Here is a 14,967-nt window from a genome sequence, read left to right on the forward strand (position 1 = left end):
TGCTTTATAAGCGACAACGCACGCGACCGTATTCGGGATATAACATGTGATGCCGAAGGGGACGGCGTTTGTTTTCAGGCTGCGAAATCTTGACCGAGGCCAGGCGCCAGAGGACATGCAGGTGATACAAACTGCACTCATATCCCATGTGACCGTAACGAATGACCGTGAGCACGTTCGACGGACAGCCCCGCCTTTCAGCAACAATCGCCAACCGGGTCCTCAGTTCTCAAGAAACGCGGCTTCGCTGCCAATGTGAAAGTTGATCGCAACCACCATGTCATTATGAATCCAATATGCGTCAGCATCTCAAAGCCCTGACGCCGTCAGGGTTGCGTTTCCGGCAGGGAAATCGTTGCTTCCATGAAAGTCACGGCGTTCCCTACCAAGAAAACGCGATCTCCGGTCAGTTCACAGTCGATCCAGCCGCCACGTGCGGACGCCTGATATGCCTTTAGCTTCGTCCGCCCCAGCCGAGATGCCCAGTAGGGCATAAGCGTTGCATGGATCGATCCCGTGACTGGATCTTCTGGAATACCCGCACCGGGAGCAAAATAGCGTGAGACGAAATGCGCCTTTTCCGCCTCCTCTTCCTTTCCAGTGACGACAAGTCCGACAGAACCAAGACGGGCAATGGCCGTCAAATCAGGAGTAAAGTTGCGCACGGCATCAGCACTACCCAGATCAGCAAAAATATTCTCGAAGTTACGGAAAATGCAAATGGCAGGCTCCGCAAAGATGCCTAATATCTCCTCTGGCAGTGTTTCGATAAATTCGGGCGACAGACACGGAACATCGAGACGATATCCGTTTGCCACCTTCGATACGCGTAACTCTCCAATCCTGGTATGGAACAGGAGCAGCGCTATCCACGGAGATTTCGAGAATAGAACATGTGCTGCAGCAAGAGTGGCGTGCCCGCAGAAATCGACCTCATGCGCTGGAGCGAACCAGCGCAGATCCCATGCTCCATCTGGACGAGCTTTGACAAAGGCCGTTTCGGCAAGGTTATTTTCCTGAGCGATCGCCAGCATCAGGGCATCTGGCAGCCAGTTATCGAGAACGAGAACTGCGGCAGGGTTTCCTCCAAAGAGATGGTCGGTGAAGGCGTCGACTTGAAACATTTTCATGGAACGAAACTGGCTCGGTTTAGTGAACAATCTTTGGCGTAATGGAGACGCTAGCCACTGGTAATTTCTCACCGATAAATATCATAATCGGCTTCCAGTGGTTGGGAACTACGGCTTCTCGCATAACCATGCCCCGCATAGGTCGCGGCTGCGATGATACCCGGGGACAGGCAGTCACCAATGCGCTCGACCCTCTCTAAACCATGATCCATCCATTGATGTTTCAAGGCCAGGAGATCATGCCAGAGCTGGTCGTTTGGCAGACGCGCCGTGACCGGAACCAGCGTTGCACAGTCAATAGCGCGAATTTTCCCGGAATAGGAGCAGACGATATCGAGCGTATCTTTCGTGCGTCCCGCAAGCCGATGCAACGGGATAATCTCGATGCCCTTTTCAATCAGGCGTCGTTGCACGCGGCTTTGTTCGAGCGTGTGTTCGGTCCATGGCGCAACAATCGAGGCGGGGGTGACGAAAGTCACGGCTCGCCCTGATGAAGCGATAAGTTCTGCAAGAACGCTTGCCATATAATAACGATCATCGTCGAAAACGACGATCGGGCCATCGTTCGCAAGCGCATTCACGCCGTTTTCGAGGAGCGCGTTAACGCCGGCAGTGGCACCTTCGGCAAGGTAATCGAGGGGGTCACGATGAACCCGGCCAACACCATCGTCACGCCAGTGTGCGCCCGTGGCAATTGCCACATGCGGGACGCCGTAAGAAAGGATATCTTCCGCACTAAGCCGGCTATCAAGATAGAGTTGCGCGTTCGGCGCCTGCTGCAGTTGCCCAAGGCGCCAATCGCGCACGCGGCCCCAAGCGGCGAGGCCAGGAAGTCGGCATTCCTGCGCAACGCGACCGCCCCATTCCTGTGCTGCATCGGCCAGCATCACATCCGCGCCGCGCTGCGCCATCGCGCGCGCCGCTTCCAATCCGGCTGGTCCCCCTCCCACGACCAGCACGGATTGCGGCTTCTGAAGGGGCGGGATGATTTCCGGGTGCCAACCCTTGCGCCATTCTTCGCCTATCGTCGGGTTTTGCGTGCAGCGCATCGGTGCGACTGTATTATCGCTTGCCGTGCAGATATTACATCCGATGCATTCCCGGATGTCATCGATGCGGCCCTCGCGAATTTTCGCCGGCAAAAAGGGATCGGCAATCGACGGGCGAGCCGCGCCGATCAGATCGAAAATGCCTTTTTTGATTGCCCGCACCATCGCGTCGGGAGAGGTATAGCGGCCCACGCCGACAACGGGTTTTGACGTGAGAGGTTTTACAAAGGAAACGAAGTCCTCCTGAAATCCTTCTTGCGAAAACCGGGAGGTTTGACTGTCGTTCGACCAATTGGATAGGTTAACGTCCCAGAGGTCGGGTTCGTCGGCCAGCGCTGCTATAACATCGCGCCCTTCACCATCATGGGTCAGCCCTCCAGCGCCCAGAAACTCCTCCACGGCAAACCGCACGGCAATGGCGCATTTATCGCCCACAGCATCGCGAGTGTCTGCAATAACCTCGCGGAAAAGACGCAGCCGGTTTTCAAAGCTGCCACCATATTCATCGGTGCGCTTGTTATAGCGGTTAAGCAGAAAATGCTGGATAAGCGTCATGTCGTGACCGGCATAGACATAAATGATGTCGAATCCTGCCCGCTTGGCGCGCAACGCTGCATCGCGATGCCATTTGCGGAACTGGGCTATGTCGCTTTTATCCATAGCACGCGCCTGAACCGGGTCTTCTACATCGACCATAATGTCCGATGGCCCAATTGGCGAAAGTCGCGTCAGACGGTTGGCTATGTGGATGCCATTGTGTACCAATTGGATGGCTGCGAGGCTTCCCTGTTCATGCACGGCCTCGGTCAACTGGACAAGGCGGGGAATGTCCTTGTCGTCCCAAAGCCTTCCCTGGTTGGACGGGGTGATATCGGAGGTAGGGTGGATTTCGGTTTCCTGTGTGGCGATGACGCCCCAACCGCCCTCCGCCTTCATACGGCGCATGTGGCGATCAGCATCGGGATAGCGATGGCCCATGCCGCTGCAATGCGGCACCTGATAAAAGCGATTGGGCGCAGTGACCGGGCCGATCTGGATTGGTTCGAATAAGATATCGTAACGCGGATCGCGCATGGGCATAGTTCCATTGTTCCGGAAAGTGGCCCCTAGAACCTAGCTTTGCCGGTTAATTACTATCGATAGATTGCCGTCCAAAATGCATCCAAACCGGCGCGTCATGGGTGGTCAATTCATCGTTAAAAACACATTGCGGACGGTGAAGCGCAAAGTCTCATGACCTTTTCCGCTGCCCGGACCGAATGTGGGCCTCACCTGTGGTTCGCATCAAAGGACGCCAGTCATTGCGCCACGCACAGCTGCGCCTGTATAACCGTCAGCTTTGCGCGTGATTTAGCTTTTGCGAATGCTCCTCGGCTTGATTGTATTTCCCCTGCTGCCCTCTCCCCGGGCAATCGCTTATGCTGAAAACTATACACATCAATGCTATTATGCAAGTGCATAATTACATGCATTCGTACTTGCCTTTGCGGCCAGATGTGCGAGACAGGACCTGAAGGAGAATCTGCGTTTAATGCCGAGCCTATTCAAACGCGCCCCGGAAAGTGAACGTCGCCGCGAATTGGTCGAGGCGACATTGGAGTGTATTTCCGAGCTTGGAATTCAGGCGACGACCGTGCGTGCAGTTGCAGCGCGTGCCGGGGTGACGAACGGACTGATACGCCATCACTTTGAAAATAAAGCCAATCTCATCGTCGAAGCTTATCGCAGAACGATGGAACTGATCACCGCTTCCAGTATGGCCATACTGGAAGGACGGGAGGGGACACCGCATCAGCGGCTATTGCAATTTATCATGGCAACGCTGGAAGGTGAGGCGTCCGATGACCGGATGCTCTCGCTTTGGGCGACGTTCATCAGCCAGAACCGCGTGGACCCAATGATCATGGCGGTGCGTGATGAAAGCTATGCAAATCTTCGCCAGGCAACCGAGCCGCTTCTTGCCGAGGTTTTCGCGGCCGAAGGACGAGAGGTCACGGCCGCAGAAATCGAGCGCGCTGCGATTTGTGTACACGCCATCCTGGATGGATTATGGCTCGAAGCCTGCCTTGATCAGACACGCGAAAACACGGATAAGTTCGTGCAACTGGCAACAGAAATGATCGAAAAGGTTCTAGATACTTCCCTTTCCGATTCCTAACCATAATTTGCCTGCAACTGCCCCTTTGGACAGAGCCGCTTTCGCTCTCCGACTGTGTTGCTCCTTTAACTTAACACGATGCCACCATCGACATTGAGGCTTTGCCCCGTCACAAAGGCCGCATCATCGGACGCCAGAAATGCGACCGGACCAACAACGTCTTCCGGAGCGCCAATGCGACGCATCGCAGTCTTTTCCTGCCATGACTGGCGCACGGCAGCATCATCCAGGTTGACCCGCCCCATATCGGTCAGGATAATGCCCGGGCAGATGCAGTTGGCCGTGATCCCGTAAGTGCCGACTTCCTGCGCGAGAACACGAGTAAAGCCCATGACAGCGGCCTTCGACGCTGAATAATGGGCCTGTTCAGGCGCGCCGTGCTTGCCACCTATGGAAGCAATATTGACGATGCGGCCGTATTTCTGCTGCTTCATGTAAGGCAGAACGGCCTGTATCACCAGAAACGTGCCCTTTGCATTGACATCAAACACGCTGTCCCAGTGCTCTTCTTTGAGGTGTTCGACATCGCTGGCAATCAGAATGCCTGCATTGTTGACGACCGCATCGATCCGGCCAAATGCATCGGCTGTTTTCTTGACCATCGCCTCGACGTCGGCCTTGCTGCTCACATCAGCAAAGGCGATTAGCGCGCGGCGACCGGCTCCCTCTATTTCTTTTGCCACTTCCTGCAAGGCGTCTTTCTGACGCTCAATGTCGTTGATGGCCACATCGAAGCCGCGCTTGGCCATGCCAAGAGCAATTGCCCGGCCAATACCGCGGCTTGCACCAGTGACGAGAGCAATTTTTGTCTGTTCGGTCATCTCATTCTCCCAAAATCAAAGCGCGGTGTAACCACCGTCCACTGCAAGCACAGTTCCCGTCACGAAGCTTGCTGCATCGGACGCCAAAAACAGAACGGCATTTGCGATCTCTCGTGGTTCTCCGAGCCGCCCCTGTGGCGTCATGCGCATCCAGGTTGAAAACCATTCCTCGTTGCTGCGACCGGCAAGCGTCAATTCCGTCGCGGTGTAACCCGGCGCAACGGCATTGACCCGCACACCCTGTTTTGCCCACTCGACGGCCAATGACTTGGTGATGAGGTTCACCCCCGCCTTGGCTGCGTTATAGGCAATCTGCGGCTGCGGATAGACGACAATCTCGCCGCACATGGATGAGATATTGACGATGGCGCCGCGCCCGACAGCGGCCATGCGTTTACCAAAAGCCTGAGCACAATAAAAAACGCCGTTAAGATTGACGTCGATCACGGCGCGCCAATCTGCTTCTGACGTTTCGCTCGCCGGGCCGTTCCGAACGATGCCTGCATTGTTGATCAAAATATCGGGAACGCCGACCTTCGCAGCAATAGCTTCGGCTGTTCGCTCCGCAGCATCGCGATCTGTCACATCCAGAATGTACATGCTTGCAGATGAAGGGCAACGGGCGTTGAGTTCCGCCACAGTATTCATACCCGCCGCTTCATCACGGTCGGTGATGATGACCGTTGCGCCAGCTTCGATAAAAAGCTCCGCTATGGCGCGGCCAATACCCCGGGCGCCCCCGGTGATAACAGCGCGCTTGCCAACCAGTTGAAAATCCTTGAGCATTTCGCCCTCCCGCTACAATCCCTCAGGCAGCCTGGACGGCTTTCAACGCCGGATAAAGCGCTCGGTACTGCTGGTAGATTTCATTGTAGAGTGCCGTTTCGCGCGGGCGTGGCTCAATACGTTTGCCCGGCCTGACCATCGCGGCAATGCCGTCGTCGATACTTGCGAAATGGCCCGCTCCATGGGCGGCTAGAACCGCGGCACCGACAGAAGGAGCATCGCGCGATTGCGGCACGCAGACCGGCAGCCCAGCCGTGTCGGCGTGGATTTGCAACCAGAGCGGCGATGCGCTGGCACCGCCACCGACGGTAATTTCCTCTCCACGATAACCGGCCTCGGCCATGGCATCGAGAATGGCGCGGGTGCCAAAACTGATACCTTCCATAATGGCGCGGAAGATATGATGCGGCTCATGCGCCAGCGTCAGTCCCACGATTGCCCCCCGAGACAAGGCATCCGTATAGGGCGTGCGATTACCCTGAAAATGGTCCTGCACCAGAAGCCCCTCGGCACCAGGTTCCAGTGCAGCCGCCTTGGCGTTCAACGCTTCCATATCCATGGTGCCGTTCATCATACGCCCGAGCCATGCGATGATCGATCCGGTGGAGGTCTGCCCCCCTTCAATAATGTAGCGCCCCGGATAAACCATGTCGGGATAGCTGCCCCAGATGCCCGGCGCGTGCAAAGGCTTATCCGCAACACCAAATTGCAGGTGAGACGAGCCTGTTATCAACGCGAGCTGCCCCGGTTTGGCAACCCCGAGACCGATCATGCCGATCAGTGCATCTGCTCCCCCCTGCACCACCTTCACCTTCTGTGAAAGACCGAGTTCGGAAGCAGCGGAAGCGCAAAGGCCGCCGATGACCTCACCCGGCGCGGCCACGCGGGATGGCCACTTCTGTAACAGAGCGCTAAGACCCAGTTTCTCCAGAAGCGTGACCGGAAAGCCGCCACGATCCGTCGAATAATGCCAGCGGAGCGAGACGTTGTTGAGGCTCGCAGCCTTTTCACCGGACAGGCGCAGGGTCATGAAGTCCTGATACTCGCAGATTGTATCTGCCTTCTCGAAGATTTCCGGCTCATTGCGCGCGATCCACAGTGCCTTCGGGATCATCCATTCCGCAGAAACCGGCCCTCGCCCGCCGCCGTTAGCCAACAACGCCTGATCTGCAGTGGCGAGTACCGCATCCGCCTCTGCGCTTGCACGAACATCCATCCAGATGATCGAAGGACGCAACGGCCTGCCGTCCGCATCCAGAGCCACGACAGTGCAACTGGTCGTCGCCAGCGTGATGGCTTCAATTGCCGATGGGTCGACAGCTGAATCCGTTATCGCCTTGCGCGCGGCTTGGACAAAGCAGGACCACCAGTCTTCGGGATTCTGCTCCGCACGCGCACCGCTGGAAAACTTCGTCTCATAGGTAACCGCCGCGCTTGCGAGGCAAGTGCCGGACACGTCATAAACCCGCGCCCGGATGCTTTCCGTTCCTCCGTCGGCGGTGAGAAAATAAGCCATTCAATTCCTCCCGGGGCGGCTGCGAAAACTCCTCCAGTCTTCGCACGCCCCATCGCGCATATTTCAACTCAGGCCGCGAAATGCTTCCAGCGCTTTGCCCGCATACATGACTGCCGGACCGCCCCCCATTTCAACAGCGACTTCAAGCGCCTCGATCAATTCCTTTTCGGTCGCGCCATGCCGGATCGCTGCGTCCACGTGGTAAAGGATGCAGTCTTCGCATCCCTTCACGACAGCAATACCGACCGCGATGAGTTCGCGCTGCGCGGATGAAAAGGCGCCCGCCGCTGTCGCGGTCTTGCTGACCTTTGCAAAGCCGCTCATCAGCTCGGGTGCGGATTTTGCAAAAGCGCCAAGCCGTGCTTGCGCTTCTTTCAGGCGAAGCCGGACATCGTCAGTCATGGGAGCCTCCCGTGGAATTTATAATCAGATCGAGAACGTCTTTGGACTGGTCCCATTGCGGCATATGGCCAGACTGACCAAGAAAATGCACGGCAATGGATGACGGCAATGCAGTCGCCTGTTGCCAAGGAATGATACGGTCCAGCAGGCCGACGAGTACGCGAACCGGCTTTTTGCGGGAAAGTTTTTCCAGTACCGGAACAATGTCGGTGCGTTGTCCCGCAGGGCCGATGATCGCTGCTGAAAGCGCCTTGAGACGCCCCTTGGCCATGGTTTTCGCAAACTCCGCCGCAAGTTCAGGCGAAAGCTCAACCGGCTTGGCCGCGATACGGCGCAACAGATGGCTGACTTCGCCTGCCGTCGTTGCATTGGCCATGCCGGAAATAAATCCGGCATCGACCTCAGAACCGAGCCCCGCCGGCGCGACAAGTGTCAGGCTTGATACGCGGTTTGCATGAGCATCCGCAAATTGGGCAGCCGCGACAGCACCAAGAGAATGCGCAACGACATCAACCTCAGCCAATCCCAGAGCATCGAGGAAGGCAGGCAAAAAGGTGCTGAGTTCAGCCGCGTCCGCAGCATCGATTGTCGTCAGTCCGTGGGCAGGCAAATCGGGCACGATTACCCGGAGATTTGCGCGTCGCAGACCCGCTGCAATGCCACTCCAGGTCGTCCGGTCACCAGAAAAACCGTGCAACAAGAGGATTGTATGGCCATTCTTCGGCCCCTGATCCAGATAAGCCACACGACCCTTCGCAAGATCGACAAAATGCACGGCACTATTCGACTGTGAATCGCCGGAAGCCGCGAGCACGTCTTTTTTCTCAACCCGTCCCCGACGTCCACTGCCCGAAAGCGAATTGATGTCGATGCCGTTCTGGCGAGCGACCGTGCGAGCAAGCGGCGTTGCGCGAACCCGTTCGCCGCTTTTTGTCGAAACCGCAGGCTTGGCGATCGAAGTTTCCACCGGCTCCCGAACTGATTCAATGTCCTGAGCAGTCGTCGCCGGTACTTCCGGCGCTTCGTTGTCGCCGTCGCTGGTCCAATCGGGTCCGGTACCAATGTCGATGCGGGCCAGAGGCGCGCCAACGACTACGTGATCACCAATAGCACCGATCCATTCATTGAGTGTACCGTCACCCAATGCCGGAAACTCGGCTACGGTTTTGTCGGTTTCGATTTCAATGATCGAATCCCCGCGCTTGAAACTGTCACCCGGCTTGACGAGGAAGCCGACAATCTTGCCCTCCTCCATCGTCTCGCCAAGGCGCGGCATTTTCAAAATCCGTTCATTCATGACAGCATTCTCTCGGCAACGGAACGGATGAAATCGGTCGTCGGAACACTGCCGGTTTCAAGTTCCTGCGAAACCGAAATCGGAATATCTTCACCAGCTACGCGTACCACCGGCTGTTCGAGATAGTCGAAGCATTCCTCGGTAATGCGAGCGGCAAGCTCTGCTGCAACGCCGGCAGTCATCACGCCTTCCGAAACCACCATCGCCTTGCCGACACGCTCCACATGTTCACGCACGGTGTCGAAGTCCAGCGGATTAAGCGTGCGCAGATCGATGACCGTTGCTTCAATGCCCTTGGCCGACAGCTTTTCGGCTGCATCAAGCGCATAGTGGAGCTGGCGCGAATAGGTGACGATCACGATATCCTTGCCGGTACGACGCACGGCGGCCTTGCCCCATGGTAGCGGTTCGGCATCAAGATCGACCTCTTCCTTACGGGTATAGAGCGCCTTGTGCTCGATGAAGACCACAGGATCAGGCTTCGTCACGCTCTGGCGCAGCATATGGTAAGCGTCCTGAACCGTGGCAGGCATGGCCAGACGCAGACCCGGCGTATGCATGATCCATGCTTCAAGGCTCTGCGAGTGCTGGGCGCCGGCGGAACGCCCGGTACCGCCTTGAGTGCGCAGCACCATCGGCACGCCAATCTGACCACCGAACATGTAGCGGATTTTTGCTGCCTGATTGGCAAGCTGGTCCATCGTCATGCCGAGAAAATCGATATACATCAGCTCCGCAACCGGACGCAGCCCGGTCATTGCAGCCCCGACAGCAGCACCGACAATCGCCGGTTCGGAGATGGGCGTATCGATCAGGCGTTCAGGACCGTACTTGCCGATAAGATCCTTCGTGACACCATAAGCGCCGCCATAACGCCCCACCTCTTCGCCGATCACGACGATAGTGTTGTCTTCTGCCATGGCGTCATCCAGCGCCTTGCGCAGCGCGTCGCGGTAAGTCATGGCAATCATTATGCTTCGTCCTTGGAAAGTACGCGGTCAATACGGGTGCGGACGGGTTCGGGCTCAGGTTCTCCGACGGCGTAGACATCCTTGAACATTGAAGTGAGCGGCGGTGCCTTGGACTCGACGGTGAAATCGATGGTGGCGTCCATCTCCGCCGTAATGTCGTTATCCATGGCGTCGAGTGCGCCTTCTTGCGCCAGACCGGAAGAAACCAGCTGATCACGGGTGAACTTCACCGGATCCTTCTTGCGTCCTTCAAGTTCCTCTGCCTCTGCGCGATAAGGGCTCTTGTCCATGCGCGCATGGCCGAAGAACCGGTAGCAGGTGACCGACAGGAAGCCGGGCTTGCCGAGCCGCGCATCGTCGATCAACCCTTGAGCCGCGTTCTTGACTTCCTCGACGTCGATGCCATCGACAACCGCGCCATTGAGACCGAAAGCATGCGCACGCTGATCGAAAGCCGTGTTGGCAGTGGCCTGATCGACACGCGTTCCCATGCCGTACTGGTTGTTGATGCAGACAAACACCACCGGGAGGCCCCAAAGGGCCGCCATGTTCATGCTCTCATAGAGAATGCCCTGCTGCATCGCGCCGTCGCCGAAGAAAGCGAGGGAAACGGAATTCTTTTTCAGATACTTGCTCGACAACCCCGCGCCAACAACAGCGGGAATACCGCCGCCGACGATGGCATTGGCTCCAAGATGACCAAGGGCCATGTCGGCAATATGCATGGAACCGCCCTTGCCGTGGCAATAGCCGGTTTCCTTGCCGCCGATTTCAGCCATCATCTGCTTGGGATCGGCACCACGTGCCAGAAAGATACCGTGGCCCCGATGATGGGTCGTGAACGTATCCTGAGGCTGCATGGCCGCGCACACACCGGCAGCGGCCGCTTCTTCACCAATGGAAAGATGAAGCATCGAGCCTGCGGTCTGACCGCGCACGAAGAGCTCGCCGACACGTTCTTCAAAAGTGCGAATGCGACGCATCGTTCTGTAGAGTTCGAGAAGATTGGAGTTACTCGGATTTTGCACGTGCGCCTCCGACAGACCTGTCTGTTGCAAATTTTTCATGATGTCCGGTTCAGTGCCTCACAGGAGCTTTAGTTTGGTGGTACGCGAAACGACCGCGACCGCGACGAGAATGATGAGGCCTTTGACGATGCTCTGGATGTAGGTGTCCATGCCAATCAGATTGAGGCCGTTATTGATGACGCCAATGAAAAGCGCCCCAAAGAAAGTTCCGGCAATTGTTGCCGTGCCGGGGCGGAACATGGTCATACCGATGAAAACCGTTGCAAGGCCGTCGAGAAGATAGCGCTCACCGGCGTTGGGCTGGCCGGAACCGAGACGCGCGGCCAGAAGCGCTCCCGCGACCGCTGCAAAAATCGAGCAGACAATCAAGGCAGCCGCACGATAGAAACGGCCATTGACCCCGGAAAGTTCAGCGGCCTTGAGGTTCCCGCCGACCGCGTAGATGTAGCGGCCGAAAACGGTGCGCTCCATGATAAACCAGGCGACGAACACGACTATGACCATTGCATAGGCAAGCACGGGAATACCGAAAAGTTGCCCTTGTCCCAGCCAGAGATAGCTGGCGGGAAGACCGCCATAAATCGCCCGTCCACCAGTCATGAGAAAGTTGATGCCATAAAGAATGGAGCCGACCGCAAGTGTCGCAATCAATGAAGGCACGCCGATGAGGGTGACAAGCGCGGCGTTAACGGCCCCCACGACAAATCCAGCCCCCAACCCGGCCAGCAACGCCAAAGGCAGTGGCGTGCCAGCAACCAAAAGCAACGGCACCAATATCCCCGCCATGCCAACCATATAGCCGACCGAAAGGTCCATTTCGCGCGCCGCAAACCCGAAGGTCAGGCCAGCGCCGACAATGGTAAGCATGGCGATCTGCTGAAGGATGTTGAGCAGATTATTGGCTGTCAGAAAGCGGTCCACGGTCAGCGAGAAGCCCGCAAACAGGAGGAGCAACACAAAGAGCGTAGAATATTTCAGCAGCCATTCGCCCTTGAGCTTTTTGCCAAAGCTCTGCGCATGACGCGAAGATTGCGGGGCAACGGCGGGGTTCTGTGTATTCATTGAATGACTCCTGCCATTGCGGCAATGAACTTCGCTTCGGAAAAGGCCTCACGCGGAATTTCTGCACCCGGAGAGCCATTCACGAAGGGGATGACACGGTCTGCCACGTCGGCAATTTCCAGAAGGTCGGACGAGGTGACCAGAATGGCCACACCCTTGTCGGCGAGCCTGCGCATCTGCGCGTGAATTTCACGCTTTGCGCCTATATCGACACCTTCCGTCGGCTCAATGAAAATCATCAGCCGGTAGTGATCGTCTGCGCCGTAAAGCCACTTGCCGATCGACACTTTCTGCTTGTTGCCGCCGCTCAAATCCTTCACGAACTGATTACGCGAATGCGCTTTTACGTTCAGAAGCTGCATGGTGCGGTCGGCTTCCTGCGCTTCCCGACGCATTGACAACACGCCCGTGCCGCCCAGAGCCGCAAATGACGGATGCACGATAGCAAGGTTTTCACGCACATCCCAATCGCCGATCAGCGAATATTCCATGCGATGATCGGGAACCAGCGCGACACCTTTTTTCTGCATGGTGCGTGCATCGATCCGGTTAATCGTTTCTCCCTGAAAACGACAGGTGCCACTGGTGACGCCGCTTGCCGCATAGAGCGAACGGGCGAAACCAAAATGGCCAGCGCCTGTCAGGCCGATCAGGCCCACGATCTCACCGGCACGGATGGAAAAGCTGTCAACGTGCAGCCCGCCCGCACGCCAATCATTAACTTCCAGCACCGCAGGGCCGAAACTGCGGCTTTGGCCGGTCTCCTGGCCTATCGCCGTCTTGCCGCCGGAGCGTTGGAGCATCAAGTCAATCAGCCCCGCCTCGCTCGCTTCCGTGGCCTGAAGCGTCGCAACATGCTGACCGTCGCGCAGAACCGTAATTCTATCGCTCAATGCCTTGATCTCGGAAAGAAAATGACTGATCAGGACGATACCGACCTCTTGCTGTGGCAAGGTCCTGATGATCTCCCAAAGGCTTTCCTTTTCGCGTGCGGGCAAGGTCGCAGTGGGTTCGTCAAGGATGAGCAGCCGGACATTGCCACGCAACGCGCGGACGATCTCGATGATTTTCTGGTCAGCCATCGGCAGCATGTCGACCTGCTGGTCGAGATCGAGGGAAACTTGCGGAAACCAGCGATTGAGCAAATCGCTGGCGCGCGACAACAGTTTGCGCTTGTCAATGACACCAAGCCCCAGACGCGGCTCATCGCCAAGCAAAATATTCTGCGCACCGGTCAATCCGGGAACGAGGCTGCCTTCCTGCGACACATGCGCGATGCCCTTGCGCAGAGCATCACCGGCACTTGAAAGCTTCACCTCCGTACCATCAATGGTGATTGTGCCGGAAGTCGGACTTTTGCTGCCGCCAAGAATACTGACCAGAGTGGTCTTTCCGGCGCCGTTTTCTCCGATCAGTCCATGCACCTCATCAAACCGGAACTCGGCGCTCACCTGGTCCAGCGCCAGCGTTCCAGGATAGGACATAACGATCTGCGACAGGCTTACCGCCATCGGAGAACTCCCATGAATTCAATTCACTCAAAAGGGGCCGGAGCGCGGAACGTTCACGCTCCGGCCAGACGCAGGCAACTTTGGGGGCTTGCCTACTTCTTCGGGAGGAAGTCCTTGCAGTTCTGCTTGGTGACAAGCGGCGCATCGAGATAAACGGTCTTCGACGGAATGACCTTTGCCGCGTCTTCCTTCTTGACCACAATGCTCTCGATCCATTCGCCGGTCTGCGCGCCCATCTTTTCGAACGGCTGCGAAACGGTTGCGATCATCAGGCTGTCAGGCTTGCAGACTTCTTCGATAGCTTGCGGATGACCATCGATGCCGATGACTTTGACATTCTTCAATCCGGCGGCGTTCAAAGCGTTGATGGCAGCCTGTGCAGGCTCATCCCACGGAGCCCAGACGGCATTAATGTCTTCGCCGAACCGCGATGCATAGTCCTGCATGGTCTTGGTCGTATCTTCGAAGAACGCCGTATAGTCGATATTGTGCTCGGCGATGACCTTCACCTCCGGATATTCCTTCAGCACGGTTTCCATCACGTCGCCGCGCTTGCGCGTGCCGTGGTGCTCGGCCATGCGCAGGAAGATCAGGTTGCCCTTGCCGCCCATTTCATTGAGCAAATAGGGCGATACATCCGCTGACATTGCCCAGTTATTGGTGGTAACATCGACCACAACGCCGTCAACCTGACCGCTGTCGATGGCGAAAACCGGGATTTTGGCCGCAACAGCTGAATCGATGGCAGCACGCGAGGCGCGTAAATCCGACATGCTGACGATGATCGCGTCCACACCGCGCGAAGCGGCGTCCTGAATATTCGATGCCGTGCGTTCACCCGAGCCCCCGCTATCCAGAACGCTGATGCTCCAATCCTTGTTGGTTTCCTTCAGCCAAGCGTCAAAGCCTGCCTTTGCGCGCTGCTCGGACTGCGCCGCAGCGTTGGAATGCACCCAGGCCACGTTGGTGGCCGACGCGCTTGCCGTACCCATGAGCATGGCCAGAGCTGCGACAGCCAGTGTCTTCTTGAAAAGTCCCGAACCCATTTTTTCCTCCCAAAAGCCATGTGGTTGGCTCCACATCTAGCTTTGAATTGCTGTTTCCCGGCACACATTCAGTTCAGTTCGAGCTGTTCAGTGCCCGTCACGAAAGGCGTCATCGCCCTTCCGCCATTCCTCCACACCCGGCGCACCGGCGAATGTCCGTCCCTGCTCCTCCAGGACCGCCATTCCGCCG

The 14,967-nt window shown here is 57.1% G+C and carries 13 protein-coding genes; 1 reads left to right on the forward strand and 12 read right to left on the reverse strand.

The features are described from left to right. Nucleotides 1-326 precede the first annotated feature (326 nt). Both J9800_RS04405 and J9800_RS04410 read right to left on the reverse strand, forming a co-directional pair. Nucleotides 327-1,130, reverse strand: a complete 804-nt coding sequence (locus J9800_RS04405; protein WP_114217064.1) for a PhzF family phenazine biosynthesis protein — start codon at nt 1,128-1,130, stop codon at nt 327-329. A 68-nt stretch (nt 1,131-1,198) separates the two neighbouring features. Further along, complete coding sequence (locus J9800_RS04410; protein ID WP_114217063.1) at nt 1,199-3,259, reverse strand: oxidoreductase; 2,061 nt, start codon at nt 3,257-3,259, stop codon at nt 1,199-1,201. 451 nt (nt 3,260-3,710) lie between these two features. Between J9800_RS04410 and J9800_RS04415 the strand changes: the two genes are divergently transcribed. Continuing rightward, nucleotides 3,711-4,337 (forward strand): TetR/AcrR family transcriptional regulator, encoded by a 627-nt coding sequence (locus J9800_RS04415; protein WP_114217062.1) that lies wholly within the window; start codon nt 3,711-3,713, stop codon nt 4,335-4,337. 65 nt (nt 4,338-4,402) lie between these two features. On the opposite strand, the gene J9800_RS04420 is transcribed toward J9800_RS04415, so the two are convergent. The 10 genes from J9800_RS04420 to J9800_RS04465 form a co-directional block, all read right to left on the reverse strand. Continuing rightward, nucleotides 4,403-5,158, reverse strand: a complete 756-nt coding sequence (locus J9800_RS04420) for an SDR family NAD(P)-dependent oxidoreductase (RefSeq protein WP_114217061.1) — start codon at nt 5,156-5,158, stop codon at nt 4,403-4,405. A gap of 15 nt (nt 5,159-5,173) precedes the next feature. Further along, a complete protein-coding gene (locus J9800_RS04425; RefSeq protein WP_114217060.1) occupies nt 5,174-5,944 on the reverse strand; it encodes an SDR family NAD(P)-dependent oxidoreductase in 771 nt (256 codons plus the stop codon). A gap of 22 nt (nt 5,945-5,966) precedes the next feature. Further along, nucleotides 5,967-7,460, reverse strand: coding sequence for an FGGY-family carbohydrate kinase (locus J9800_RS04430; protein ID WP_114217059.1), 1,494 nt, complete (start codon nt 7,458-7,460; stop codon nt 5,967-5,969). Between the two features lie 63 nt (nt 7,461-7,523). Next, a complete protein-coding gene (locus J9800_RS04435; RefSeq protein ID WP_114217058.1) occupies nt 7,524-7,862 on the reverse strand; it encodes a carboxymuconolactone decarboxylase family protein in 339 nt (112 codons plus the stop codon). Beyond that, nucleotides 7,855-9,159 (reverse strand): acetoin dehydrogenase dihydrolipoyllysine-residue acetyltransferase subunit, encoded by a 1,305-nt coding sequence (locus J9800_RS04440; RefSeq protein WP_114217057.1) that lies wholly within the window; start codon nt 9,157-9,159, stop codon nt 7,855-7,857. The genes J9800_RS04435 and J9800_RS04440 overlap by 8 nt, the downstream gene beginning before the upstream one ends. Then, nucleotides 9,156-10,130, reverse strand: a complete 975-nt coding sequence (locus J9800_RS04445) for an alpha-ketoacid dehydrogenase subunit beta (protein WP_162792704.1) — start codon at nt 10,128-10,130, stop codon at nt 9,156-9,158. Before J9800_RS04445 ends, J9800_RS04440 begins: the two co-directional genes overlap by 4 nt. Then, nucleotides 10,130-11,158 carry a thiamine pyrophosphate-dependent dehydrogenase E1 component subunit alpha gene (locus J9800_RS04450; protein ID WP_114217089.1) on the reverse strand — a complete coding sequence of 343 codons (1,029 nt, stop codon included), beginning with the start codon at nt 11,156-11,158 and terminating at the stop codon, nt 10,130-10,132. Before J9800_RS04450 ends, J9800_RS04445 begins: the two co-directional genes overlap by 1 nt. A gap of 57 nt (nt 11,159-11,215) precedes the next feature. Then, the gene (locus tag J9800_RS04455) at nt 11,216-12,220 is read right to left on the reverse strand and encodes an ABC transporter permease (RefSeq protein ID WP_114217055.1); all 1,005 of its coding nucleotides are present in this window, start codon (nt 12,218-12,220) and stop codon (nt 11,216-11,218) included. Beyond that, complete coding sequence (locus J9800_RS04460; RefSeq protein ID WP_114217054.1) at nt 12,217-13,731, reverse strand: sugar ABC transporter ATP-binding protein; 1,515 nt, start codon at nt 13,729-13,731, stop codon at nt 12,217-12,219. The genes J9800_RS04455 and J9800_RS04460 overlap by 4 nt, the downstream gene beginning before the upstream one ends. Nucleotides 13,732-13,823: 92 nt before the next feature. Continuing rightward, nucleotides 13,824-14,777, reverse strand: coding sequence for a sugar ABC transporter substrate-binding protein (locus J9800_RS04465; protein WP_114217053.1), 954 nt, complete (start codon nt 14,775-14,777; stop codon nt 13,824-13,826). Nucleotides 14,778-14,967: the final 190 nt, after the last annotated feature.

It is taken from the genome of Ochrobactrum sp. AP1BH01-1 (assembly GCF_018066705.1).
Classification (GTDB): Bacteria; Pseudomonadota; Alphaproteobacteria; order Rhizobiales; family Rhizobiaceae; genus Brucella.

What these genes read in the sequence shown, in the direction of transcription:
- J9800_RS04440 (WP_114217057.1), bottom strand. Translation starts at nt 9,159, where the DNA reads ATGAATGAACGGATTTTGAAAATGCCGCGCCTTGGCGAGACGATGGAG.
- J9800_RS04455 (WP_114217055.1), bottom strand. Translation starts at nt 12,220, where the DNA reads ATGAATACACAGAACCCCGCCGTTGCCCCGCAATCTTCGCGTCATGCG.
- J9800_RS04405 (WP_114217064.1), bottom strand. Translation starts at nt 1,130, where the DNA reads ATGAAAATGTTTCAAGTCGACGCCTTCACCGACCATCTCTTTGGAGGA.
- J9800_RS04445 (WP_162792704.1), bottom strand. Translation starts at nt 10,130, where the DNA reads ATGATTGCCATGACTTACCGCGACGCGCTGCGCAAGGCGCTGGATGAC.
- J9800_RS04410 (WP_114217063.1), bottom strand. Translation starts at nt 3,259, where the DNA reads ATGCCCATGCGCGATCCGCGTTACGATATCTTATTCGAACCAATCCAG.
- J9800_RS04460 (WP_114217054.1), bottom strand. Translation starts at nt 13,731, where the DNA reads ATGGCGGTAAGCCTGTCGCAGATCGTTATGTCCTATCCTGGAACGCTG.
- J9800_RS04415 (WP_114217062.1), top strand. Translation starts at nt 3,711, where the DNA reads ATGCCGAGCCTATTCAAACGCGCCCCGGAAAGTGAACGTCGCCGCGAA.
- J9800_RS04425 (WP_114217060.1), bottom strand. Translation starts at nt 5,944, where the DNA reads ATGCTCAAGGATTTTCAACTGGTTGGCAAGCGCGCTGTTATCACCGGG.
- J9800_RS04420 (WP_114217061.1), bottom strand. Translation starts at nt 5,158, where the DNA reads ATGACCGAACAGACAAAAATTGCTCTCGTCACTGGTGCAAGCCGCGGT.
- J9800_RS04465 (WP_114217053.1), bottom strand. Translation starts at nt 14,777, where the DNA reads ATGGGTTCGGGACTTTTCAAGAAGACACTGGCTGTCGCAGCTCTGGCC.
- J9800_RS04435 (WP_114217058.1), bottom strand. Translation starts at nt 7,862, where the DNA reads ATGACTGACGATGTCCGGCTTCGCCTGAAAGAAGCGCAAGCACGGCTT.
- J9800_RS04430 (WP_114217059.1), bottom strand. Translation starts at nt 7,460, where the DNA reads ATGGCTTATTTTCTCACCGCCGACGGAGGAACGGAAAGCATCCGGGCG.